This window comes from Streptomyces chengmaiensis (assembly GCF_029846775.1).
GTDB classification, from domain to species: domain Bacteria; phylum Actinomycetota; class Actinomycetes; order Streptomycetales; family Streptomycetaceae; genus Streptomyces; species Streptomyces chengmaiensis.
Map to the genome: position 1 here is coordinate 269026 of NZ_JARWBG010000001.1, position 24198 is coordinate 293223.

18 protein-coding genes and 1 pseudogene are annotated in these 24198 nt (G+C 70.4%); 7 read left to right on the forward strand and 12 right to left on the reverse strand.

The window, feature by feature from the left end; translation table 11 throughout:
- Positions 1 to 25: 25 nt before the first annotated feature.
- The 5 genes and pseudogenes from QCN29_RS01185 to QCN29_RS01205 all read left to right on the forward strand — a co-directional run.
- Positions 26 to 145, forward strand: a pseudogene (locus QCN29_RS01185) (DUF302 domain-containing protein); the annotation flags it as partial.
- A gap of 196 nt (positions 146 to 341) precedes the next feature.
- Complete coding sequence (locus tag QCN29_RS01190; RefSeq protein WP_279925539.1) at positions 342 to 2507, forward strand: SpoIIE family protein phosphatase; 2166 nt, start codon at positions 342 to 344, stop codon at positions 2505 to 2507.
- A gap of 218 nt (positions 2508 to 2725) precedes the next feature.
- Entirely contained in the window at positions 2726 to 3217 is a 492-nt protein-coding gene (locus QCN29_RS01195; protein ID WP_279925541.1) for an ImmA/IrrE family metallo-endopeptidase, read from the forward strand.
- A 7-nt stretch (positions 3218 to 3224) separates the two neighbouring features.
- Positions 3225 to 4442, forward strand: coding sequence for an MAB_1171c family putative transporter (locus QCN29_RS01200; protein ID WP_279925543.1), 1218 nt, complete (start codon positions 3225 to 3227; stop codon positions 4440 to 4442).
- A complete protein-coding gene (locus QCN29_RS01205; protein WP_279925545.1) occupies positions 4433 to 5884 on the forward strand; it encodes an amidase in 1452 nt (483 codons plus the stop codon). Before QCN29_RS01200 ends, QCN29_RS01205 begins: the two co-directional genes overlap by 10 nt.
- 115 nt (positions 5885 to 5999) lie before the next feature.
- Here QCN29_RS01205 and QCN29_RS01210 read toward each other — a convergent pair whose 3' ends face one another.
- Positions 6000 to 6347 (reverse strand): hypothetical protein, encoded by a 348-nt coding sequence (locus tag QCN29_RS01210; RefSeq protein WP_279925546.1) that lies wholly within the window; start codon positions 6345 to 6347, stop codon positions 6000 to 6002.
- Positions 6348 to 6580: 233 nt separating this feature from the next.
- Between QCN29_RS01210 and QCN29_RS01215 the strand changes: the two genes are divergently transcribed.
- Positions 6581 to 7309, forward strand: a complete 729-nt coding sequence (locus tag QCN29_RS01215) for an SDR family NAD(P)-dependent oxidoreductase (RefSeq protein ID WP_279925547.1) — start codon at positions 6581 to 6583, stop codon at positions 7307 to 7309.
- Here QCN29_RS01215 and QCN29_RS01220 read toward each other — a convergent pair.
- The 11 genes from QCN29_RS01220 to QCN29_RS01270 form a co-directional block, all read right to left on the reverse strand.
- Positions 7299 to 8039: a hypothetical protein gene (locus tag QCN29_RS01220; RefSeq protein ID WP_279925548.1), complete on the reverse strand. Its 741-nt coding sequence runs from the start codon at positions 8037 to 8039 to the stop codon at positions 7299 to 7301. The genes QCN29_RS01215 and QCN29_RS01220 overlap by 11 nt on opposite strands.
- A gap of 179 nt (positions 8040 to 8218) precedes the next feature.
- On the reverse strand, positions 8219 to 10966 hold the full coding sequence (locus QCN29_RS01225; RefSeq protein WP_279925550.1) for an ATP-binding protein: 2748 nt from the start codon (positions 10964 to 10966) through the stop codon (positions 8219 to 8221).
- 256 nt (positions 10967 to 11222) lie between these two features.
- Positions 11223 to 12830 carry a pentapeptide repeat-containing protein gene (locus QCN29_RS01230; RefSeq protein WP_279925551.1) on the reverse strand — a complete coding sequence of 536 codons (1608 nt, stop codon included), beginning with the start codon at positions 12828 to 12830 and terminating at the stop codon, positions 11223 to 11225.
- 56 nt (positions 12831 to 12886) lie between these two features.
- Positions 12887 to 14089 carry an amino acid kinase family protein gene (locus QCN29_RS01235; protein ID WP_279925552.1) on the reverse strand — a complete coding sequence of 401 codons (1203 nt, stop codon included), beginning with the start codon at positions 14087 to 14089 and terminating at the stop codon, positions 12887 to 12889.
- Positions 14077 to 15129, reverse strand: a complete 1053-nt coding sequence (locus QCN29_RS01240) for an aspartate-semialdehyde dehydrogenase (RefSeq protein ID WP_279925554.1) — start codon at positions 15127 to 15129, stop codon at positions 14077 to 14079. The genes QCN29_RS01235 and QCN29_RS01240 overlap by 13 nt, the downstream gene beginning before the upstream one ends.
- 56 nt (positions 15130 to 15185) lie before the next feature.
- Entirely contained in the window at positions 15186 to 16148 is a 963-nt protein-coding gene (locus QCN29_RS01245) for a GlxA family transcriptional regulator (RefSeq protein ID WP_240134982.1), read from the reverse strand.
- A gap of 87 nt (positions 16149 to 16235) precedes the next feature.
- A complete protein-coding gene (locus QCN29_RS01250; RefSeq protein ID WP_279925555.1) occupies positions 16236 to 16832 on the reverse strand; it encodes a response regulator transcription factor in 597 nt (198 codons plus the stop codon).
- 53 nt (positions 16833 to 16885) lie between these two features.
- Positions 16886 to 18376 carry an aldehyde dehydrogenase family protein gene (locus tag QCN29_RS01255; protein WP_279925556.1) on the reverse strand — a complete coding sequence of 497 codons (1491 nt, stop codon included), beginning with the start codon at positions 18374 to 18376 and terminating at the stop codon, positions 16886 to 16888.
- A gap of 216 nt (positions 18377 to 18592) precedes the next feature.
- Entirely contained in the window at positions 18593 to 19903 is a 1311-nt protein-coding gene (locus QCN29_RS01260; RefSeq protein ID WP_279925557.1) for a hydroxyacid-oxoacid transhydrogenase, read from the reverse strand.
- A 233-nt stretch (positions 19904 to 20136) separates the two neighbouring features.
- The gene (locus tag QCN29_RS01265) at positions 20137 to 21372 is read right to left on the reverse strand and encodes an ATP-grasp domain-containing protein (protein WP_279925558.1); all 1236 of its coding nucleotides are present in this window, start codon (positions 21370 to 21372) and stop codon (positions 20137 to 20139) included.
- Positions 21373 to 21464: 92 nt separating this feature from the next.
- A complete protein-coding gene (locus QCN29_RS01270) occupies positions 21465 to 22850 on the reverse strand; it encodes an MFS transporter (RefSeq protein WP_279925559.1) in 1386 nt (461 codons plus the stop codon).
- A gap of 250 nt (positions 22851 to 23100) precedes the next feature.
- Between QCN29_RS01270 and QCN29_RS01275 the strand changes: the two genes are divergently transcribed.
- On the forward strand, positions 23101 to 24189 hold the full coding sequence (locus QCN29_RS01275; protein ID WP_279925560.1) for a hypothetical protein: 1089 nt from the start codon (positions 23101 to 23103) through the stop codon (positions 24187 to 24189).
- Positions 24190 to 24198: the final 9 nt, after the last annotated feature.

Here is a 24198-nt window from a genome sequence, read left to right on the forward strand (position 1 = left end):
GCACAAGGCCGGACACCCGTCCCCGGACCCGAACACGATGGCGGCCCTCACCGAGCTCGACGCCCTCCGCCCGATCGCCCAGGAAGCCACCCGTCGCCTCGACGCCGCCCTCACCTCACTCACCGCACCGGACACAGGCAGCTGAAACAGGCGCTTGCCCGACGACGGCCGACACGGCCGCCGAGGGCCATGGCGCGCGCATGCGGGCTGAGGGCGGTAGAAGTGGGTGTAGGGGGTCGGTACGGCGTGGCGGACGCTTCGCGGGCCGGTGTTCCGCGGCTGTGCCGGGTGTTCTGCGGCAGCCTTCCCCAAGGCCAGGGTCCACGGGGCCGGAATAGGCGATGATCGACATGCACGATGCCACCCCACCCGGCGACGGCGGCCGCGCGCTCCCGGATCCGGAACCGCACCCGGAACCACCGCCGGAACCGCGCCCGGACCCGATCACGACGGATGAGGCGTTCGCACAGTGCCACCTGCCCGTCATGGTGTTCGACTCCGGGTTGCGGGCCCTGCGCGCGAGCTCCGGCGCCGCACGGGAGCTGGGCTTCACCGAAGAGCAGATGCACGGTCGGCGCATCACCGAGATCCTGCCGCCCCACGCCTGCCGCACGGTCGAGGACGGCATGCTGCGGGTGTTCCGGACAGGTGAGCCCGAGCAGTTCCTGGTGCGGGGCAGAGCCCGGCCGGAGGCCGGGGAGAGGGTCTGGTCCGTGACCGTGTCCCCGATCAAGACTCCGGCGGGCCGGGTGCGGCATCTGCAGCTCTCCGCCCTGGACGTCACCGAGCAGCACCTGGCCCGGGAGCGGCTCGCCCTGCTGAACGACGTGAGCACACAGGTGGGCAGCACTCTGGACGTGACCCATACGGCGCAGGAGATGGCAGACGCGATGGCGGGTCGGCTGGCCGACTTCGTCACCGTCGACCTGCTGGACTCCCTGTTCCGCGGCGCCGAGCCGAGACCTGCCGCCGCCGGCGCCGTCGCCCTGCGGCGCGCGGGGCAGCAGTCGGTGCTCCCCGGCGTGCCCGAGGCGATAATCCAGCCGGGCGACGTGGACCACTATCCGCAGTCCACACCTCCCGTCCGCTGCCTGACCACCGGCCGGCCCTCGCTGCACCGCACGCTCGACGAGGACTTTCCCAGCTGGCAGCGAGCCGATCCGGAGCGGTCCGAGGTGGTGCGGTCCTTCGGGATCCACTCGGTCATGGTCATCCCGCTGCTCGCCCGGGGCATCACCCTCGGCGTGGCCGTCCTCGCCCGCCATCGACGCCAGGACTCCTTCGACCAGGACGATCTGCTCCTCGCCCAGGAGATCGGCGCCCGGGCCGCCGTGGCCGTGGACAACGCCCGCCTGTACACCCTCGAACGCACAACCGCCCTGGGCCTGCAACGCAGCCTGCTCCCCCGCCGCCTGGCCGCCCAGGACGCCGTCGAGGCGGCCTACCGCTACTTCCCGGCCCTCACCAGGGCGGGGCTGGGCGGCGACTGGTTCGATGTGATCCCGCTGTCCGGCGCCCGGGTCGCACTGGTCGTCGGCGACGTGGTGGGCCACGGTCTGCGCGCCTCCGCCACCATGGGACGCCTGCGGATCGCGGTGCGCACCCTGGCCGACGTCGACCTCCCCGCCGACGAACTCCTCGTCCATCTCGACGACCTGGTCACCCACCTGGCCGCGGAGGAGGACCCCACCGCGGAGCCCGGCCTCGACCCCTCGACGGGGCTCATCGCCACATGCCTGTACGTGGTCTACGACCCGGTCTCGCGCCACTGCTCGGCCGCTGCCGCCGGGCACCCGCCGCCCGCCGTCGTCACACCGGGCGGCGCCGCGGAGTACGTCGACATTCCCCCCGGCCCCCCGCTCGGGGTGGGCGGTCTGCCGTTCGAAACGGTCGAGTGGGAGCTGCCCCCCGGCAGCGTCCTCACGCTGTACACGGACGGCCTTGTCGCGGGGTCCGAGCACGACCCCGGCAACGGCATGACGCTCCTTCTCCAACGCCTGGAGCGGCCCGCCGCCTCGCTGGACGCCCTGTGCGACGATCTGATCCACACCCTGCTGCCCGCAAAGCCGCAGGACGACGTCGCGCTGCTCGTCGCCCGCACCCGGGCCCTCGACACCAGCCAGGTCGCCACCTGGGACGTACCGTCCGACCCCGCCGCGGTGGCCGACAGCCGCGCACGGACGCTGGCCAGCCTGGCGCAATGGCGGCTGGACGACCTGGCGTTCACCGCAGAACTGGTGGTCAGCGAACTCGTCACCAACGCGATCCGCTACGGGCAGCCGCCCATCCAGCTGCGTCTGATCCGCGACGCCTCACTCCTCTGCGAGGTCTCCGACAGCAGCAGCACCGCCCCGCATCTGCGGCGGGCCCGCACCTTCGACGAAGGCGGCCGCGGCCTGCTGCTGGTCGCCCAGTTGGCCCGGCGCTGGGGGACACGCCACCATGCCGACGGAAAAACGATCTGGGCGGAACTGGACGTTGCAGAACACCAGATCGTTGACCTGTAAACAGAAGTGGCCTTCCGCACCGCGCCGACTGGATCGCCCCCTTTGATCTCAGATAATCTGACGCGGCCTATGCTGCAGACTCGGATCAATCACAGCCGGGAGGCCGTTGTGCCGGAGAACAGCCTCGGTGAGCGACTGAACAGGCTTGAAGGGGAAGGACTGCCCCCGGGCTCGGCCGACAAGAGCGCGGGCCGCAAGCCGTGATACACCGGGACACCATGCGGCGGGACAGCCGCCGCTTCGTCCAGAGCCTCGACCTGCCCCCGGCGGGCAGCATCCGGGAACTGCTTCCGGCCATAGAACAGCGGACGGGCTGCCCCATCCACCTCCTGCCCGCACCCGCCGGCAGCGCATTCGGCGTGTGCGGCATGTGGATACGGACCGTTGAGGACATGGACTACATATTCATCCACGAAGACACCAGCCGGGCCCACCAGGACCATATTCTCGCGCATGAAATAGCGCACATCCTGCGCAACCACCATGAAAATCCAGCCTTTTCACCGGTCAGTCCGGTCCCCGAGCGACTGTTCCCCAATATCGACCCGGAGGTGGTGAGGATGATGCTGGGCCGCAGCGAATACACCTACCGGGACGAACGGGAAGCCGAACTGATCGGCTCCTACCTGCAGCGCCATGTCCACCGGCGTACCCGACAGATAGCGGATCACGACCGCGCGGCAGAGACGCTGCTGCGCAGGAGGACATAGGAAACCCGTGCAGCAACTCCTCCACCCCATATGCCTGACCCTGGCCGTCACCGGATTCCTCCTGCTGTGCTGGCCCCCGCGGCATCTGCGCCAGGACCGCGCGCTGGCCGCGCTCGCCGGCGTCTACGGCTTCTCCGCCCTCTCCTTCCTGGTGTCCCTGGAACCGGTCTGGCGGCTTCTGGACGACATCACCGGACGGCCCTCCACCGGAATCCTCGGAGCGTTCGGCTCCGTCGTCGCGCTGCTGGCCCTCCAACCGGTCGTGCTCGCCTACTGGGCACTGCCCCCGGACAGAGCACGGAAGCGGGCGCGCGTGTGCCTGGCGGCCGGGGCCGGGGTCATCGCAGCCCTGGCGGTGCTGTTCTTCCAGCTCACGCCGGCCGGCCGGACGACTCCTCAGGGTTTCACCGCCAACTACATCCACACCGGCGTCTATCAGGCGTATCTGACCCTCTATATCGTCGCCTACACCGTCGGCGAGACCGTCCTCGCCGTGGGCTGCTGGACGGCCGCACGCCGCACGGACCAGGTGTGGGTGGCTCGGGGACTGCGAGTCGTGGGCATCGGCGCACTGCTGACCTTGGGCTACAGCGCCGTACGCCTCGCCGGAGTCGGCGCCTCCCTGCTGGACCTCACTCCTCCGTCGGCGGACGCCGAGAGCTTCGCGTGGATCTGCGCGGACGGCGGCACCACGCTCACACTGGCGGGGTTCTTCATCCCGACCGTGGCGGTGCACGCCGTACCGAATGCGCGCGCCTGGATACGGGCGCACCGCGACTACCGGCGGCTGGCGCCGCTGTGGAAGGCCGTGCACCGCGCCATGCCCACGATCGCGCTCCAGCCCGCCCGCACCGGCGCCGTGGCCCGGCTGCGGGTCTGGGACATCAACTGGCGGCTGTACCGGCGTGCCGTGGAGATCCGGGACGGCCAATGGGCCCTGCAGCAGCACCTGGACGAATCCGTACGCCGCGCCGCCGAGCAGCGCCACCGCGCCGCCGGCCTCACCGGCGCAGAACTGGCCTCCGCCGTCACCGCCGACCAGCTCCGCGCCGCGCTCACCGCCTACCGCCGCGACGAATCCCCGCAGACCCCGACCGAGTACGCCGACGCCGGGACCCGCGACGACGTGCGCACCCCGGACGACGACGTCCGAGCGCTGCTGCGCATCGCCGCCCGTTTCGACACCGAACCCGCCCAAGAGGAAGCCGCCCCTTCATGGACCTGACGCACCACTCCGCCGGCGAACAGCTGCACGCGCTGGAACGCGGAGAGGTCTCCAGCCGCGAACTGACCACCGCGCACCTGGAGCGCATCGACCGCCATCCCGAGTACAACGCGGTCGTCACCCCCGACCGCGAGGGCGCGCTGGCCGCGGCGGCAGCCGCGGACGAGCGGCGAGCCGGAGGCAGGGCGGACGGGCCGCTGCTCGGCCTGCCGGTCGTCGTCAAGGACTCGCTGGAGACCGAGGGACTGCGCACCACGTGCGGAGCGACCGACCTGGCCGGCCATATACCGGCACAGGACGCCGACGCGGTGGCGCGGCTCCGTGCGGCCGGCGCCGTCATCCTCGGCAAGACCAACACCCCGCCGATGTGCCAGGACCTCCAGACCGGCAATCCGCTGTTCGGCACCACGCCCAACCCACACGACCCGCAGCGCACCGCCGGCGGCTCCTCGGGCGGGGCCGCGGCCGCCGTGGCGGCCCGGCTGAGCCCCCTGGGCATCGGCAGCGACCTCGCGGGATCGCTGCGGCTGCCAGGCCACTACTGCGGCGTCTACACCCTGCGCACCAGCCACGGAATCGTGCCGACCCGCGGTCATATCCCCCGCCCGCCCGGCTGGCTCTCGTCCTCCGACATGCTCACCCTGGGTCCTCTCGCGCGCAGCGCGGCCGACCTCGACCTCGCCCTGGGCGTCCTGGCCGGCCCGTCACCCGACGACGGCGCCGCCTGGCGGCTGGAGCTGCCCGCCCCTCGTCGCGGACGGCTGCACGAGTACCGCATCGGCGTCTGGGCCGACTCCTCGTACTGCCCCGTGGACTCCGAGACCCGCGCGCTGCTGGAGGACGTCTGCAAGTCCCTGCGCTCCATCGGCGCCCATGTCGACGAAACCGCGCGGCCCGTGGACATGGCGGCCTCCGACCGCCTCTTCCAGACCCTGATGTTCGCGGGGTCGTCCGCCGGCGCATCCCCGGAGGCGTTCGCCGGAGAGGCGGCGGCCGCGCGGGACCTGGCCGCCGACGACCGGCGTCCCAACGCGGCGTACCTGCGGGCCCGCACCATGCCCCACCGGGACTGGCTGCTGGCGAACGAGGAACGCCAGCGCCTGCGGAGGCGGTGGGCGGCCTACTTCGGCGACGGCGGCGTCGACGTGCTCATCACGCCCGCCGCGCCGACGGCCGCCGTGCCCAACCAGACCGATGTGCCCGTCCCCGAGCGGTACATCACGGTGGACGGCGAGCGCCGGGGCTACTGGGACCAGACGTCCTGGCTCAACCTCGCCGGACCCGCGAGCCTGCCGGCGGCCACCGTCCCGGCGGGTCGCACCGCCGACGGCCTGCCCATGGGCCTCCAGATCATCGGCCCGTACCTCGCCGATCGCACCGTCACCCATGTGGCCTCGCTGCTCGCGGAGGCGGGGTGCGCGCTCCCCGAGGCGCAGCGCTGATCCGGGGCACGAGCCGTGGTCCAGGCCCGCCTCCCGGTCCGCGGCCGGGGGGCGGCGCCGGCAGACCGCCGTCCCCGACCCCGGCCGGTGTCGGGGACGGGGACGGGGTCGGCGGTCAGCCAGTCGGGGTGTCCTTCTCGTCCGCCGGGTCGAAGCCCGGGCTGCAGACGATGACCAGATCGGCGTCATCGCCCTCAAGGGTCACTTCCTCTCCCGGGTGAACCATCAGCAGATCACGCGGCTCCAGTGACACCTCCCTGGCGGGGGTGCGGGCCGTCAGCGAGCCGCCCAGCAGGAGGTACACCTTTGCGCTGCGGTGGTTCACACGGGGGGCGTGCAGGCCGTTGAGGCGGCCGGTGACCAGGCTGACGTCGGGTGAGGCCGACGACGGGAGGAGGTCGGTGATGGTCATGGCGTCGTCCGCGGCGAAACGGAGAGCCTCGGAGCTGGGTCGATTGATCAAGAGAACCGCCTTCGTTGATGGTTGAGTGGATGAGAATGACCAGATTGCGGTCGGAGAACGGCCACGGTGTGACCTGATTCCGGGCACCGGGAGAGACGAACAGCCAATACTCGGCAACGGTTCATGCACGTAGGGGTGAAGCGTCCCCGCGGGCCGTGTGGACGGAGTATCTTGAGCCGCTCCGACATGAAGAACTCTGGGAGGGTTGGCCGTTGGAATACATCGATGGCAAGGTGGCCGTCGTCACCGGAAGTTCACGTGGAATCGGCCGTGCCGTAGCCGTGGCTCTGGCCGGTCTCGGATGCGACATCGCAGTGACCTACCGGGAGCGGCGTCAGTCGGCCGAAGAGGTCGTGGAGCAGATTCGTTCACTGGGCCGCAAGTCCTTTGCGTACCAGTTGGAAGCCGCTGAACCCGACGGTTTCACCGAATTGCGCACGGAGGTGGAGCGCGATCTCGGCCCCGCTGCGATTCTGGTCAACAATGCGGGCACGATCCTGCGTCCGGGAGAGTGGGACGTTCAGGAACCGGAGGAGATCCGACGGACGCTTGCCGTGGATCTGGAATCGGTCATTCATGGGATGCGAGCCTTCTCTCCTCCGATGGTGGAATCCGGTTGGGGCCGCATCGTCAACATCACCACGACGTACTCGTTCAACGGCGCTGCTCCGGTGCTCTCGTACACGGCTGCCAAGGCCGGTGTGAACACGGTGACGCGGGCCATGGCCGCCGAGCTCGGACCTCAGGGAGTCCTGGTCAACGCGGTGGCTCCCGGGAACATCGACACGGAGCTGACGCGGTCGGCCGGCGAGGATCTGGTCCAGTGGTCGGTCGACACCACGCCCCTGGGAAGGCTGGGCACGGTTGAGGAGGTAGCAGAGGCGGTCACGTTCCTCGTCCGCACCACCTTCATCTGCGGAGAGATCATCGCTGTCGACGGTGGACAGCTGCTCAAGATCTGACATCAGGGGCCCCTCCGGTGTGTGCCAGGTAGCTGCATAGCTGCCCGTCGAGGTCGTCAGGGGTGAGCCGGGTGATCGGAACGTGGACTCCGGACCCCAGATCGCGAGTCGAGTAGACGTAGGTCCGTGAACGGCGAGCCGTGCACTGCAGCATCAGGCTCGCCGTGAACCGTCCGGGGTCGCTGATCACGCGATGCGGCACCTCGGCCCGCAGCACATAGGACGTGCCAGCCGTGAGCGTGGCGTCGAAGACGCAGCGCAGCCTCCGGCGGCCCAGCGATGTGAGCGGAAAGGACGAGCCGCCTCCGGGTGACCGGTAGGTGTACGCGTGATACGTCTCCGCCGAGGCGCCGGAGGCGACGGAGCCGGCATGGAACTCCTGGTACCTGTAGGAACCGGCCAGCAGACAGGACGCGAAGTCCCAGCGGTGATCGTGAATGTCTTCGACGTGGCGGCCGCCAGGCGTGGCATCCGGCCACCAGAGATGAAGGCGCAATTTATATGACTCCCCCGCCAGAAGAACGATCTTCGTGAATCCGTTGGCATGGAGATACGATCGTTCGGCTGCGGACGAAAGGCGTTCCGGAGCGGCACGCAAGTTATGGACGAGTGTGTGCGGCACCTCGGGTTCGGCAAGGCTGTGCATCGCATCCGGCAGGGCCTGGGCATTGCCGCTCTCATGAGAGCGCACTGCCTCCGCAAGCCGCCTCTCCAGCTCATGCAGTCGCACCGACAGCCTCCCTGGTCCGGATATGCGCGGCAATACACGGATCGATCGAGTCGATCGAGGCCAGAAGTTCGACAGGTTCCCTTCCCTTATGATGGCCGCCGGGAACTCCCGGGCCAAGAAGGCGAAGTCCGCACATGTCAGAGAAATCGAATGAGCTTCGGCGGACGCTGCTCCGAAGGTCACCAGCCGTATCCACTGAGACGACTGAAACCGAAGCGGCGCGCGAGCGTAATGTTCTGATTCAGCTGAACTGATTCGAGGAATCTCCGGCGCGCGGGTTCCTGGGCGATCGAGGCGGATTTCCGCCGGACCTCCTCCCAGGCACGGTCCAGCCAGCGGCGGGCGGCGTCGGCGTCACCGCCGGCATGCAGAATCCACGCATGGTGAAAGAGGATCTCCTCACTGCGGACGGTGGACAACGGGCCGCAGCGCTCCACGATCTCCACCGCGGACGTGCTCAGCGTGAGGGCCTGCGACGGCTCTCCGTGGTAGCGGCGCAACCGGGCGAGCAGGGACAACGCGTTGACCTGACTGCGCGGCAGGCCACCGCTGCGAGCATCCTCCAGGGCCGCTCGCAGCATGGCGTCGGCGCTGTCCCACGCGGCTGCGTCGGGCAGGAGCCGCATCGACACCTCCGCGTGGAAGATGCGCACGATCGGGACGATGTTGATCAGCCAGAGGCGCTGGGCGTCGGCCCACGCGGCGTCGGCCAGCCGCCGCGCTTCCTCCAGCTCGCCCTGCTGGGCGAGGGTGCGACCGAGCAGTCCCAGATTCCACGCGAACCAGCCGGTCCGCTCCTCGTCCCGGCTCTCCTCGCAGGCGATGGCCTCACGCAGCGAGGCGACCGCCTGGGGCAGCTCGCCGAGGGCCAGTTCGATCTGCGCCCGGTAGTTGAGCGCCCCCGCCAGCTCGGCACATCTGTCCCGGGCCCGCAGGCCGCTCACGCAGGCGTTGATGCGACGCGTGGCGTCCTGGAAGTCTCCGACGTCAAAGCTGTTGATGCCCAGCTGCATACGGGCCTCGTCGAGTATGTGAGCGACCGTCGGGTCCTCGCTCGCGGAGAGCTCGGGGCTGTCGTCGTACAGCGCTTCGGCGCGGCGCAGCAGGTCCAGCCCGGCCCGCAGGTCCTGTTTGGCCAGCTGGTGGCCGTACTCGGCGGTGACGATGAACCGGGTGACGACGTCACAGCCCGTCTGGGCGAGCCCGACGGCCTGCCGCAGGCGTGGCAGCGCTTCATCCACGCCGGAGGTGCGCAGCAGGGTCTTGCCCTCCAGGAAGAGGGCGCGGGCGCGCAGGGCGGGATCTCCGGTGCGTTCGGCGGCGGCGCTCGCCTCGGAGGCGAGCTCTGCCAGCACCAACCCGCTGCGCCGCTGCAGGTCCGGCCGTCCGCGCCAGCGCAGGGCGGTGACGACCAGCAGCAGTTCGATGGCTTCGACACGGAGGCGGTCCGCCTCTCCCGACTGCGGGGCCACGGACCGGATCTCTTCCAGGGCCCGCCGGCAGAGGCTGGCGGCCTCGCTGAACGACGAGCTTCGCGTGGCCAGATCACGAGCGCTGCGCAGAGCGTGCTGTGCCGCAGTCATCGGTTTCCGCCCCAGGTGGTAGTGGTGACAAATGTCTAGAACGAACTCCTGTGGTACTCCGGGAACGCGGGACCTCATGTCGTCGAGAACCGCCCCGATGGCGGCATGGCGGTCCCGCTTGGTCTGGGGACTCTGCAGTTCGTAGAACGCCAGCCGGAGCAGAGCGTGCTCGAACGCGTAGTAGTCCGAGCCGCTCGCCGTCACCCAGGGCGGCGCGGCCGTCGGCCGGATGACGCCGTAGTCCCGGTGTACCCGGTAGAGCCGGTCCAGTACCTCGTCCCGGCGCCGTCCCGACAGCTTCTGGACGACCGCCGACATGAACTGCTCGCCCTGGGTCGCGCCGATCGTCAGCAGCAACCGGGTCTCGGGGTCGATGTCCTTGGTGCGTTCATGCAGGACGCTCTCCACCGTGGCGGGCAGTGAGGACGGGCTGCCGGATGGAGTCCCCGGGGAAAGGACCAGCTCCGTGGCGTTCGACGACCGCAGCGTCGCCAGAACGCCGAGTGCGGAGCGTTCCTCCAGCAGGGTGAGGTACTGGTCGAGGAAGATCGGGTGGCCGCCGGTGAGCCGTAACAGCCCGTCGACCGCGGCGTCGTGGCCCGGCCACTGCAGCCGCCGGGACAGATAGTCCGAAACCGTCTGCCGGGAGAAGCCGTCCAAGGGCAGGGACGTGTGCCGCCCGGCGGTCTCGGCGTCGGCGAGGACCTTCACAAGGGCGTGTCCGCGGCCGACCTCTTCCGCCCGGTAGGCCACCACGAAGCTGAGGGCGTGCTCGTGGAGCTGGCGGGTCAGACTGCGCAGGACGAGAGTCGAGCTGACGTCGATGCAGTGTGCGTCGTCGATGGCCACGACCAGCGGGTGCCGCTTGTGGGCCAACTGCAGCACCGCTTCGCAGACGGCCTGCCGGACGGACCCCGCCAACGGCAGGGCTTCCGGGTCGCCCCCGGCGTCGAACGCCGCCTTGGTGACCGCGGCCCCGGCTTGCAGGATGCGGCCGATGCCCGGGACGAGCGCCAGCAGATCGGGGGCCTCCCGCAGGAGCGCACGGGCGCCTCTGCGCCCGCGGACGCGCCGAACCCGCTGGAGCAGCCTGAGCAGTTCCAGAAACGGACCGTAGGCGTTGACCTCTCCGATCTCGCCATAGCAGGGGACGCGCACCACCCGGCAGCGACGGCGGCCCGCAGCTGCGGCGGCCCGCCGCTCCAGCTCGCGTAAGAGCGTGGACTTTCCCACCCCGGCGGGACCGGCGATGGAGGCGATCCGCCCCTGCCCCCGCGCGGTCTCCGCGAGCAACCCGTCAAGCACAGCCAGCTGCCGGTCACGATTGATGAAGGCAGCCGTCACACGGCACCCCCGCCATGACACTTCCCCCCGGGCATCGGTCCCCCCTCAGCCTGCCGATGCTGCCCGAAGGCATAAAGGGTAGGGGAATCACGTGTCTGACGCAGCATCGCGTCGCGACGAAGGCGTTGCCGGAGGCCCCTGGCCTGCGCGATCGAGGTGATCTCCGCCGGCGAGCGGTTCCGCGCGGGCGCACGCCCTGGCGGAGGGGCAGAGTTGAGTCCGTGCCGGGAGTGTCCGGCCCGTACGCCCCGTCCCGTCAGCTCCGGTGTGCCGCGGGCGTACCTGTCACGTCGGCGTGAAACCGGGCGGTCTCGAAGCCGCCCCCGTACCGGCGTCCGTCCATCGCGGCCCCGTCGACCGAGACGTCACCGTGGAAAGAGGCCAGTCCGCCGCCCACGGGGAGGGAGAAGTGCGCGCCTTCCGTGAACCGACAGCGGTCGAAACGCGTCCGGCCGTGGAACTGGGCGGCGGTGAAGTCGCCGTACGCCACATGGCAGCCGGTGAGGTCGAAGTCGATGAGCGTGGCGCCGGAGAGCGCGAGCACCATGCCCTCCCATGCCCGCAGCCGCCCGGCGAGCAGGTGCTGGGCGCTGCGGCGCACCTCCAGTTCCTCCGTGTGACCGGCTGCCGGGTCGACGGCCCGGGCGTCGACGGCGAACCCGAGGGGCGTACGCAGATAGGCGCACACCGCGGTGACCGCCGATTGCCGGAGGGCGGGGTCTACGTCCCCCAACTCCCCCAGGAGGGACAGCCCTTCGAGCCGGACCCCGGGGTCCGGGTGGGCCAGCTGGCGGGAGTAGGGAAGGACGGACTCGTCCGGCACCACGTGCCGTTCACCGCCACGGGCCGGTCCGAGGGTCCAGCCGAGCGGCCATGCGCGGAGTTCCTCGTCGTACGGGTCCCCTTCCTTGTCCTCGTCCGTGTCTGCGGCCGCCCGGCTGCCGGTGAGGTCGACCGTGGGCTGGACCAGATGAACGCGGTCGCCGAACCGGGCCCCGGTGAAGAAGGCGTCCGCGCCGAAGCGGGCCTTCCAGAACCAGGACGGCCCCTCGAACCGAGCGTCCCGGAAGAAGGCGGGACCGTTGAAGCGCGTCCCGTCGCCGCCTTCCTCCCAGCTCTGGTAGTCGCCCACCAGCACGGCACGGGGCCAGTGCGGATCGTCCTCGTTCGGCTCGTTCCAGGAGTCGGGCCCCATCCCGCGCCGGTCCGGCCGGGGTTCGTCCAAGGCCGCGTCCTCCGGGAAGTCGTCCTCCCAGAGCGCGTCCTCGCCATGGCCGAACCAGGCGATCTCCGCGAACCGGGCCCGGGAGAAGTCGGCGCTCCCATGGAACCGGGTGCGTCCGAAGGCGGCGTTTGAGAGGAAGCGGACGTCCGTGAACCGGGCGTCGCCCGAGAACAGTGCACGCTGGAAGAGGGCGTCCCCGCTGAACCGGGCCCCTGCGAAGGCGGTGGGCCCCTGGAACCAGGCGTCGTGGAAGCATCCTTCACCGAAGTGGCAGCCGCTGAAGTCCGCGCCGGACAGGTCGGCGCCGGACAGGTCGACGTCCATGCCCTCCCAGAACGCGCCGGCGGGGCCGTCAGCGGCGTCCGGCGGGCCTTCGGGCCGTGGGCGCAGACGATCGGCCAGTCTGCGAAGCGCCTCCTGACGCGTGCGCCGGTCCGGCCCCGGGCGGCGGAGCAGTCCGCAGAGGGCGTCCACCGCGTCCTGCCGCCGCTGAGCGCGCCGTGCGCCGCCGTCAGGGGCGTCGGCGGTGTCGGCGTCAGGGGCGTCGGCGTCGGCGTCGGCGTCGGCGTCGGCGTCGGCGTCGGCGTCGGCGAGGCTCTCGATCGCCGCCCGGTACTCGGCGAACACATGTTCTTCCATGCGCGGAAGCCAACCATATGCCGCTGACACCGAACCGGTCCGACCGGGACGTCACTTCAGGCGTCGGGCGGCAGCGGCGACGCGGCCGGGTCGGCGACCAGGACGGAGCTGTGAGGGGAGCGGGACTTTGGGCCGGGCGGGGTGCCCGTCGAGGGGCGGCTCCCCGGAGGGTGGAGCACATCGTGGCAGCGGCGGGCCTCCCGCTCCGCGTCGGTACGGCGGACGAGGAGGTGGTCGGCCGCGCCGTCCTCGCCGAGGGCAGTGATCAGGCACAGGTCGTCGTGGAGCCGGGCCGCTGCAAGAGGCCCCTGCGGTGCGCCGGGTTCGCGCGGCGTCACCAGATATGCGCCGCTTCTGGTGTCGACCGCCGTCGTCCGCACGTCGCGGGTGTGGAGTGCGTCGGCCGCGCGGCTGCGCTCGGAGGGGGTGCGGAAGCGCCAGACCTCGTCCGTCTGGTGCACGATCACGGCTGCCGCGGACGGGCCTCCCGGGCCCACGAGGGTGCCGCCGCCCTGGGCCGCGGCCCAGGGGAAGGGGCGGCAGTGGAGCCGGACGCCCGTGCGTTCGGCCCAGTCGACGGCGCTGTCGTGGACGACCTTCGCGCCATGGCGGGACATCCGCCGCAGGCCCGCGTAGCCGATCCGGTCGAGGGTCCGTGCACCCGGCACCAGATACGGGTCGGCGGTGCACACCCCGGGCACGTCGGAGTAGAGCTCGCACACGGCGGCGTCCAGCGCGCCCGCGAGGGCGACCGCCGAGAGGTCCGAGCTGTTGCGGCCGAGCATGACGGTGCGTCCGGCCGGGTCGGCGGCCTGCCCGCCCGGTACGACGACGACCCGGCAGCCGTCGCCGTCGGAGCCGTACAGGGCGGAGCGCAGCGGCCCGGGGTCGGCGCGGTGCAGATGCGCCCGGTCGGACAGCCGGTCGGCGAGCAGACCGGTCTCCGCCGCCGACAGCGGACGGGCGGCTACGCCCTCGGCGTCGAGCGCCGCGGCGAGGAGGGCGACGCTGACCGTCTCCCCGCTGGTCAGCAGCATGGCGGCGGCGTCCGCGGGCGGGTCGGGGGCCAGCGAGTCGAGGAGCCGGCGCAGCCTGCCGGTGGTTCCGGACATCGCGCTGACGACGACGATCAGCGGGCGTTCCCCGTCCGCGCGGCGTCGCGCCGCGTACCGGGCCACCCGGGTGAACCCCTTCAGCTCCGTGAACGCCGATCCGCCGAACTTCATCACCAGGGGAGGCCGCGCGGTCAACTCAGCCATCCCTGCTTGGCGGCGAGTTCGACGATCTGCAGCGCGTTCAGCGCCGCGCCCACCCGGAGGTTGTCGGCCACGACCCACAGGGCCACGGCCGTCGGGTCCTCGGGCTCGACCCGTATCCGGCCGACGTGGACCAGGGCCCGGTCCTCGGAGCGGGCGAAGACCGAGCGGGGCATGGGGTACGAGGGGCTGTGAGAGCGGCGGTAGGCCCGCAGGCCCGGCGTCGCGGCCAGCGCGTCCTCGACCGCTTCCGCGGTGACCGGTCGGCGCAGCCTGACGTGGACTGCTTCGGAGTGGCAGTGGAAGACCGGGACGCGGACCGCCGTCGCGGCGACCCGCAGGCCCGGCAGGCCGAGTATCTTGCGCGGCTCGCGCACGAGTTTGCGCTCCTCGTGGCTGAGCCCGGTCTCGTCCTGGAGGCCGATCTCGGGTACGAGGTTGAAGGGCAGCGGCTGTCCGAAGCGGCCGCCGGCCTCCTCCGGGGGCGCGCCGGGGGCGGAGAGCAGGCGCGACGAGCCCTGGGCCAGCTCTTCCAGTCCGCGCAGGCCGCCGCCGGAGGCGGCCTGGTACGTCGCCACCACGACGCTTTCGAGGCCTGCGAGTTCATGCAGCGGATGCAGCGCGCGGACCAGCTGGATGGTAGAGCAGTTGGGGTTTGACACCAGGTTGCACGCCGGGCGGTCCGCCAGGGCCCCGGGGTTCACCTGCGGCACGACGAGAGGGACGTCGGGCCGCATCCGGAACGCGGAGCTGTTGTCGACGACCAGCACGCCGGCCGCCGCCAGCCGCTCCGCCTCGCGCCTGCTCACCTCCGCGCCCGCGCACAGCACCGCCACGTCCACGGCGTCCGGATCGACGTCCTCGACGGCGGTCAGGGGGGCCAGCGGCAGTGACAGCCCCCACTCGGATGCCAGGTCGCGCCCGGCGCTCCGCGCCGACGCGGCCGGCGCCACCCGGGCTGCCGGCACGATCCCGCCGTCGAGCAGGGTCAGGCACTCCCTGCCGACGGCTCCGGTGGCGCCGATGACCGCGATGCGTAACATGCATGTCCTCCTGTGGGCGGCGCGGCACGCGCCGTGGGTGGCGACCGCACCCCGTGTCAGGTGCGGGAGGGTCCCCGGAACGCACGCCGGTAGGCGTTGGGGGTCGTGCTGAGCGAGCGCACGAACTGGTGGCGCAGGGCGGCCGCGTTGGGGAAGCCGGTCCGGGCCGCGACGGTCTCCACGGTCTCGTCCGTGTTCTCCAGGAGCCGCTGGGCGCTGAGCACCCGCTGGCCCAGCAGCCAGCGGTAGGGCGTGGTGCCCGTCTCCATCCGGAAGCGGCGGGCGAAGGTCCGCGGCGACATGCACGCGCGGGCGGAGAGCAGTTCCACCGTCAGCTCCCGGTCGAGGTTGCGTTCCATCCAGGCGATGACGTCACGGATGCCGTCCTCGCGGTACTCGGCCACCGGCCGCTCGATGTACTGGGACTGGTCGCCGTCCCGATGCGGGGGCACGACCATGCGGCGTGCGATGGCGTTGGTGACCTCGCTGCCCTGAAGTTTGCGCACGAGGTGGAGGCAGGCGTCGATGCCCGCGGAGGTGCCGGCCGAGGTGATGATCGGATCCTCGTCGACGTACAGCACGCTCGGTTCGACGCATGCCTTGGGGTAGCGCTCCGCGAGCGCGTCGGCGTACCGCCAGTGGGTGGTGCAGCGGCGGCCGTCGAGCAGGCCCGCCGCGCCGAGGACGAAGGCGCCGACGCAGACGCTGAGCACCCGGGCCCCCCTTGCCACGGCCTGGCGCAAGGCCTCCAGAAGCTCGGGGGGAAAGTCCCGGGTGTGGAAGTCGTCTCCCACCGGAATGGTGATGAGGTCGGCTTCCGCTAATCGGTCGAGGCCGTGCGGTGTGCTGATGGTGAAGCCGGGGACGGCGCGCACCGACGAGGACTCCGCTGCGACGAGTACGAAATCGTAGGCGGGCAGGCCCTCGGCCCGGCGGTCGATGCCGAACACTTCGCACACGACGCCGAGCTCGAAGGGATGGACGTTGTCGAGCAGCACGGCGGCTACGTTCTTCAGCATGGGGCCCAATATGGCAGGGATTCGCTGTCCGGCGACAGTCCATCCACTGTCCATCGGCCACCGGCTCCCGCACACTAAAGACATGCCTCATGCAGAAGGTCCTGGTGGTTCGGCTCGCTCTTCGGGTGCGCTGAACGGGAGTACGATGCCCGGTCCGTCGCTTATCGCGACGACTCCGCCGCGGATGCCGAATACCACGGCCTGCGTCCGGTCGGCAGCGCCAATCTTCGAGAAGAGTGCGGACAGGTGATTCTTCACGGTCTTCTCTGATATACCGAGAGAGTTGGCGACTTGACGGTTGGATTTTCCCTGCGCCACCAGAACGAGCACCTCTCGCTCGCGCGGTGTGAGGAGGGCGAGCGCCTGCCGGCACCCCGAGTCGAGCACCGGCGCCGGCGGCCGGCTCTGTCCGGCGGCGGGGCCCTGCTCGGCCGCGAGGCCGGGCGTGACGTCAGGGGCGACGTCAGGCGTCGCGTTCGGCGCGACGTCCGCGGGCCGCGCGGCCCTTGTCGACGCGCCTGCCGGCGGAGCCGCCGAAGCGGGGACGACGACAGTGTCGCCCAGCAGGCACTCGATCATCCGCTCCTGGGCGTCCAGGGCGCTCTGCACCGCACTCAGCGCCATATTGATGCGTTCGACGTTCTCGGCAAAGGCCGCGGCGGGCTGCTTGGCTCCGCCGCACAACTGACAGAAACCCCGGCCGCCGAGCTCGGCGACCTGCCTCGTTTCAGCACGCTTCATCGGGTCGATTCCCCCTCGACTAACGGCGAGCTCGTTGAATGACGAGGTTCTGTATGGAGCGCGACCGTCTTGCACCGCGTGTATTCCCGCAGCGCCTCGAATCCTTTTTCCACCCCTATGCCGGAATTCTTGTAGCCGCCGAACGGCAGCTCCACCCCGCCGGCCGCGCTGTAGTTGTTGATGAAGACCTGGCCCACTCGCAGCCGCCGGGCCAGCCAGTGGGCCGCACCCACGTCGGAGGTCCAGACACCGGCGCTGAGGCCGTATGTCGTGTGTTCCGCGAGTTCCACCGCTTCTTCGAGGGAGCCAAAGGACGATATGCACAGAACGGGGCCGAATATCTCTTCGTTGAAAACCCGGTGCGCGGGGGTCACCCGGTCGAGAATAGTGGGCTCCACATAGAAGCCGTCGGCGTACTCCCGGCCCTCGGGCGCACCGCCGCCGGTGACCAGGGCACAGGTGCGCCGCGCCTCGTCCAGATATCCGAGCACCCGGTCCCGCTGCTTCGCGGAGATCAGGGGGCCCAGATCGGGGTCGCCGCTCCCGGGGCCGATCCGCAGGGCGTCGAAAGCCTTGGCGAGTGCCTCCACCAGCTCGTCGTGCACCGACTCGTGGACCAGCAGCCGGCTGCCCGCCGAGCAGTTCTGCCCGGCGTGTTCGGTGATCGAGCCGACGATCAGCGGCACCGCGCGCCCGGCGTCGAAGTCCGGCAGCACGATGTGCGGGGACTTGCCGCCGAGTTCGAGGGTCACCGGCACGATGTTCCGCGCCGCCGCGGTCATGACGGCCTCGCCGACCTCCCGCGACCCGGTGAAGGCCAGATGGTCCACGTCCGGATGGGCGGTGAGCGCGGCGCCGGCCTCCTCCCCGTACCCCGGAACAACGTTGAGCACCCCTGCCGGAAGGCCGGCGGCGAGCGCGATCCCGGCGAGTCGGAGCGCCGTCAGCGGCGCGTCCTCGGCCGGCTTGAGCACACAGCAGTTGCCGGCGGCGAGGGCCGGCGCGAGGGTTCTGGCCGCCACCTGCAGGGGGTAGTTCCACGGGATGATGTGACCGCACACCCCATACGGTTCGCGGAGGGTGAAGGCCAGCAGCCCTCCGTCGGGCAGGAACGTTTCTCCGCTGAGCGCCTCCACTGCGCCGGCGTAGAAGTCGAAGTAGCGTGCGGCGACGTCGACATCGGTCAGCGACTGGCTGATCGGCTTTCCGGTGTCGCGGGTCTCCAGCGCGGCCAGTCCGGCGCGTTCGGCCCGCAGCCCTTCGGCGATCCGGCGGCAGACGAGGGACCGTTCGGCGGGTGCGGTGAAACGCCAGGCGCTCTCGTACGCGGACCGGGCGGCCCGCACCGCCTCATCCATATGCGGCGCGCCGCACCGCGGCACCCGGGCGATGACCCGGGCGTCGGCCGGATCACGGACGTCGATCCACTCCTCGGCCGGGACTCTCCTGCCGTCGATGAAAGCCAAATGCTCAGGCGCTGCCGGCACTTGCCGAGGATCTCGCGCGTCCCGTGTGCCTCGCGCGTCCCGTGTGCCTCGTGAATCTGGTGCTTCTGGTGAATCTGGTGAATCTCGAATGTCTTGGGTGTCCGAGGTGTCTACTGTTTCCGGTGCATCGGATTCGCTCACGAGGGCATCAGCCTCCTTGATGCCTGACCTGGGGGAGTCAGGGCTGAGTGCTCAGCCAATCTCAACGCGCGCTGCTCAGCCAGTCATGGAATCGGTCAGAATCCGCTCCAGATCGCGGGCTGCGACGTCTCTGGGGCAGCACACCAGCAGCCGCTGCTGTTTGAGCGCGCCCTCGACGAGCGCCGGGAGATCCCTGCGCGAGTAACCGAAGCGGGACAGGCCCGTAGGCCCTCCGGTGTCCGCCACAATGCTCAGCAGGGTGGCGGGCAGCACATCCGCGCCATTGGCCGCCGTGATGCCGTTGAGATTCGCACCCAGCAACTCCGCTGCGCGCAAATGCCGTTCCGGAGACGTCGGATAGGTGAACTCGAATGCGGCGGCAGCGGTGGCCACGACGGCGGCGCCGTGCGGGACCAGCGCATGACCGGCCGGATAGCCGTCCGGCCGGTAGTCGCGGACCAGACCGGCGATCGGATAGGCGCAGGCATGCGGAATATGGGTGCCGGCGTTGCCGAAGCCCATCCCGGCGAAGCAGGCCGCCTGGCTCATCCCCGTGCGCGCCTCGAGGTCGTAGGGATTGAGCACGGCGCGTCTGAGGTGGCGGCCGACCAGCCGCAGCGCCTGTTCCGCCCAGATGTCGCTGATCGGGTTGGCCCCGACGTACAGCGGGCGGTCCGCCGGCGCGGGATACGGCGGACGGCGGTCGTAGGCACGCGCCGTGTAGGACTCACAGGCGTGGGTGAGGACGTCGTACCCCGAAGAGGCGGTCACGGCCGGGGGGAGCGTGAGCGTGTTGGCGGGGTCGACGACGGCCAGGGAGGGGAGCAGCCGTCTGTCGCTGATCCCGGTCTTCACCCGCAGACCGCTGACGCCCAGCGCCACCATGGCGGTGCACTCGCTGCCGCTGCCGGCCGTGGTGGGCACCGCGACCAGCGGCTTCAGCGGACCCGGTATGGGAGCTCCGGCGCCCACCGGCGCGTTCAGATAGTCCCGCACGGCGCGGCCGGGATGGCTGAGCAGGAGATTCAGCATCTTGGCCGTGTCGATCGAACTGCCGCCGCCCAGGCCGATGTAGCCGTCGACGTCGAGGGAGGACAGTTCCGCGGCCGCCTCCGCGCAGCTCGCGTCCGTGGGCTCGACGGCGGACCGGTCGAAGACGGATACCGAGACGCCCTCCTGCTCGACCGACTTGGCCACCTGGGAGGGGAGTCCCAGAGCGGCCAGCGAGGGGTCGGTCACCAGCAGCACGGAGCGGATGCCGGCCCGGGTCAGCTCATAGCCGATCTCCCGGGTGGCGCCGACGCCGAACTTCAGCGGTGGTGCCTGCCAGCCGATGACCTTCTCGTGGTCTGGCGTGTTGCCGCCCAGTAACGCAACCGGCTCCACCGTCTGCCCTCGCTCTCGCAGTTGGACTCAGCGATCCCACCAGGAACAACAGATTCGATCAAGGTGCGGTTGTCGGGTCCGAGGCCGCGTGTTACGCGTGTTGTGCGTGCGTTCATGCGTTTATGCGTGATTCCGCGGCGGACTGAGGATTGACTCTAGTTGAAGGTGCTTCGTCCCCGACATAGGACTGATGTCCTATGCGGCCGTCAAGGACCTACGGCCTATGGCACGGCCTACGGCTCGACGATCAGCTGCGCCTCGATCTCCTTCACCCGGGCCGTGTCGGCGTCGACGGCCTCCTGGCTGCGCCCGCCCAGGATCACCCACCCGAGACTGGTGAACAGATCCTCCGTGCAGGGCACCGGATCGCCCGAGGCGTACGGGGTGCCGAGCCGGTGGAAGGTCTCCAGCCCCTCAGCCGCCCTCAGAGCCTCGGCGTTGCGCAGGGTCCCCGCCCGAGGGCTGGACAGCCACACCACCCGGACCGGCCGGAGGATGTCGTACCCAGGGGTGAAAGCGCCGTCCAGGCAGTGCCGGACGGTGCGGTCGATCTGGGAGTCGCCCGTGGCCAGCCGCGCGGAGTACTGAAGACAGCTGCCGGCCAGCCTGGCGGCGATCTCGATCAGCCGCGGCCCTTCGTCCGTGAGCACGATCTCGGTGTGGGTGGAGCCGTTGCGCACGCCGACGGCTTCGGCCACCCTGCGTGTGTACGCGGCCAGTTCCCGGGCGACGGGGTCCTGCGGCGAGAGGTAGTCCAGAGCGTCGTAGATCCCGATGCGGTCGTTCTTCGCCGACTTGCTGTAGCGGGAGACGGAGACCACTCCGAACGCGCCGTCGACCGAGTAGGTGTCGACGATGTACTCCGCCCCCTCTGCGAACTCCTGCACCAGCACCGTGTCGTTGCGGATGTCGAAACGGTTGACGGAGCCGAGGAGGCGGTCGAAGTACGGCCGCCAGTCCTCCCCCGCGGCGACCTTGTGCACATCGTCGGTGCCTCCGCTGCGCCGGGGCTTGAGCACCAGCGGACGCCCCTCAAGTCCGGAGTCGGTGATCCATGCCGCGACCTCCCGGGGGTCGGCGGTGGCGATCTGCCGCAGATGCGGGATGCCCGCCTCCGCCACGGCCCGGGCCATGGGCCACTTGTCCCGGCGCGCCTCGGACAGTTCGAGCACATTGCCCGAGCCCGGCATCAGCTCCGCGACCAGCCGGTCCACCAGCATGACCGCGGACTCGTTGCCCGGAACGACGGCGACGGGGTCATAGCTCTTCACCGTCGCCACGAGATCGCCGAAGTCGCCGTCGAAGAAATGGGTGCGGAGGAAGCCGTCCGGCGCCCAGGTGCGCCGGTAGGAGTCCAGGGGGCCCGGCGTGCTCAGCACGGCGACGGGCTCGATGCCCCGCTCCCGGAAGGCCTTCGCATACTCGGCCGCACCGGAGTAGGGGTCGACGAGGATCACATGGCGCTGCATGGCGGTTCCCTTCTGGTGGTGCCGGCACTCGGAACGTTCGTGTGTACCCGTACGGGCGCCTGCCGACCGGTGATGTGATGCGTGATGCCGTCTCATGTCTCGGCCGACGCCTCCGTCGGCCCCTTGGCCGTGGAGTCCGCGGGGCCCTTGGAGCCGGCTGGTTCAAGGGGGCGGACGCCGAACCAGGCGGCGGCCACCGCGAGCAGGCCCACGGCCCCGCACCCCAGCCACAGCCCCTCCCCGAAGCGGTTCCAGAGCATGACGCCGACGAAGGGGCCCAGCGCTGTGCCGAGCCCGTACAGCGAGTTGGACGCGCCCAGATAGCGTCCGCGCAGCTCGGGCGGGCCCGCCTGGGCGGGGTAGGCGAAGAAGAGGGTGGGATAGCCGACGATCTCGCCGAGCGACCAGACCAGTGTGGCGATCACCAGTGCCGCCAGGCCCAGAGGCAGGGCGTACAGACTCATTCCGACGCCGGTCAGCGCCACGCCCGCGACCACCGCGATCCGGGCCGGCCAGCGCTGCACCACCTTCGCCACGAGCAGTTCGCAGGTGATGACGAGAAAGCCGTTCAGCGCGACCAGGACGGCGTACACCGTCGTGCTCATCCCCAGGTGGCGGACCGCCAGGGGCAGGGTCGACACATACTGGATGTAGATCATGGAGCTGGCGAACATCGCCAGCAGGAACAGCAGATAGCGGCGGTCCGCCAGCACGGTCAGATAGCTGGCCTTGCGCGCCCTCGCCGCTCCGTCCCGGCTCGCGGCCCCGCCGTCCGCACCGCCTTCCGCGCCGCCTTCCGGCCCGTCGGCCGGGTCGGCTCGCGGGTCCTCGCCGGAGCGGTGTCCGCGGGGCAGGGTGGCGGCCGCCACGGCCGCGAACACCAGGATGGCGAGGGACTCGCCCCAGAAGAGGAAGTCCCAGGACACCTGGACCAGCGCCGCGCCCAGGAGCGGAGCCGCCGTGGTGCCCAGATTGATCGCCAGCCGCACCATGGCGAAGATCATGACCTGGCGTTCCGCGGGAACGAGCTGGCTGATCATGCTGGTGGACGCCGGCCGGTACGCCTGGCTCAGCGCCCCGCCGACGCCGATGACCGCGAGGATGGCCGGATAGCCGTCCAGGTAGAGCACGGTGGGCAGCAGCAGCGCCGAGGTCACCAGGGTCGACATGATGGTCAGCCGCGGGCCGATCCGGTCCGACATCCAGCCGCCGGTGAGCACGCCCAGGACCGTCCCGGCGCCGTACACGCCCAGCGCGCCGCCGGCCTGCGCCGCGGTGAAGCCGCGCTGCGTCATGTACAGCACCATGAAGACCTGGACGAACCCGCCGAGTCTGTTCACGGCCGTGCCGACAAGCAGGGACTTGACGGCGGTCGGCGCCTCGCGCCAGACCTGCTTCACCCCGGCGTGGGCCGCCCCGGTGCTCTGTGTCGCATCTCCTGCGTCTCCCGACGTGGTGGACGTATCACTGCTCGCCATACGGTCACTCTGCGATGGAGATCGCGGGCACAACAGTGGCAAGACCGACCGGCAACCACGAATTACTGCCATGCGCCGGGCCGTCGCGTCGCTCCGTCGCCGCTCCTCCCCCGTCCTTCACCGGGGAATCTGAGTCCATGGGCCCAGACTTCCCCGAGGGGACCATCGTCCTATGGTGCGGAACAACTCCCGGAAGCCACAGTGATTCCCACGGCGAGGCCCGGCCGTGAAGGCCATGACGGGAGTGAACATGTCGGTACAGATTTCCATCGACCCCGGACGCTTCAGCCAGTTCGGCGAGGCCACTGGCAGTACATTCTGTCTGGTCACCAATCCCGAACTGGTCGACGGGATCGAGGTGGTGAAGACCGCCTCCTACGAGCGCTTCCTCACGATTCCCATGGGCACCGGAGACCGTTTCGAGGACCTGCTCGAGAAGAGCATCCCGGAGCCCTCGCACGTTCTGGTCATATCTCCGTACCGGTTCTTCGAATCGCCCGACCCGGCACTTGTCGGGCAGCGGAAAATCATGGGGATGGCGTGCAATTCGACGCCCACGTCACTCGAAGAGATCCGGCATTTCCTCGGGGTGATGGAACGGACCTCGGCAACCGAGCAAGAAGCTTTCTGCGATACGTTCTTCGAGATCGCGGAGGAGTCCGACCACCTCGTGTACGTCGATCCCGTGCACGGCACCCGCGCGGTACTCGACCATCTGCGCGACGGCCTGGTGTGGAACCAGCAGGCCGGCCCGCTGGACTGGGGCGACCAGCAGATCGTGCCGTCCGGCGAGGTGAGCGTACTGCCCGTCGAGATCCGGGAGTTCGACGAGGCGCTCAAGCTCCCGCTCGAAGGGGAGATCACCCTCCGCGGCTACCCGATCCTGCACAACGGGACCCCGTCGTTCTCCCGCGCCGACCAGGCCCGTGTGCACTCCCGGCTCTGGACGATGAAGGACAACGCGATCAAGGCCGTCGTCGTGGACGGCAGGATCACCGCCCTCGAGGCGCTGGACGCGGGGGCAGCACCGGCCGTGGAGATGCTGGAGCACATGTTCGCCGTCGACTCCCGCTACCGCATCGTCTGGGAGATCGGCCACGCGCTGAACACCTCGCTGGACATCCTGCCCGGAAACCACGCCATGAACGAGGTGTACGGAGGCACGGAGGGCTGTCTGCACTACGGCCTCGGCCTCACCCCGTACACCCAGTACCACCTGGACATCATCTCGCCCGACACGCGTGTCCTGAGCAGCAGTGGACTCGCGCTGATCGGACACCCGGACCGCCCCACGGCAGAGCGGGTCGTCACCGCTGGCCAAGCGGCTGAGGGTCAGTGAACCGCCGTC

What these genes read in the sequence shown, in the direction of transcription:
- QCN29_RS01265 (WP_279925558.1), bottom strand. Translation starts at nt 21,372, where the DNA reads ATGCAGCGCCATGTGATCCTCGTCGACCCCTACTCCGGTGCGGCCGAG.
- QCN29_RS01275 (WP_279925560.1), top strand. Translation starts at nt 23,101, where the DNA reads ATGTCGGTACAGATTTCCATCGACCCCGGACGCTTCAGCCAGTTCGGC.
- QCN29_RS01240 (WP_279925554.1), bottom strand. Translation starts at nt 15,129, where the DNA reads ATGTTACGCATCGCGGTCATCGGCGCCACCGGAGCCGTCGGCAGGGAG.
- QCN29_RS01190 (WP_279925539.1), top strand. Translation starts at nt 342, where the DNA reads ATGATCGACATGCACGATGCCACCCCACCCGGCGACGGCGGCCGCGCG.
- QCN29_RS01270 (WP_279925559.1), bottom strand. Translation starts at nt 22,850, where the DNA reads ATGGCGAGCAGTGATACGTCCACCACGTCGGGAGACGCAGGAGATGCG.
- QCN29_RS01235 (WP_279925552.1), bottom strand. Translation starts at nt 14,089, where the DNA reads ATGGCTGAGTTGACCGCGCGGCCTCCCCTGGTGATGAAGTTCGGCGGA.
- QCN29_RS01205 (WP_279925545.1), top strand. Translation starts at nt 4,433, where the DNA reads ATGGACCTGACGCACCACTCCGCCGGCGAACAGCTGCACGCGCTGGAA.
- QCN29_RS01195 (WP_279925541.1), top strand. Translation starts at nt 2,726, where the DNA reads ATGCGGCGGGACAGCCGCCGCTTCGTCCAGAGCCTCGACCTGCCCCCG.
- QCN29_RS01245 (WP_240134982.1), bottom strand. Translation starts at nt 16,148, where the DNA reads ATGCTGAAGAACGTAGCCGCCGTGCTGCTCGACAACGTCCATCCCTTC.
- QCN29_RS01230 (WP_279925551.1), bottom strand. Translation starts at nt 12,830, where the DNA reads ATGGAAGAACATGTGTTCGCCGAGTACCGGGCGGCGATCGAGAGCCTC.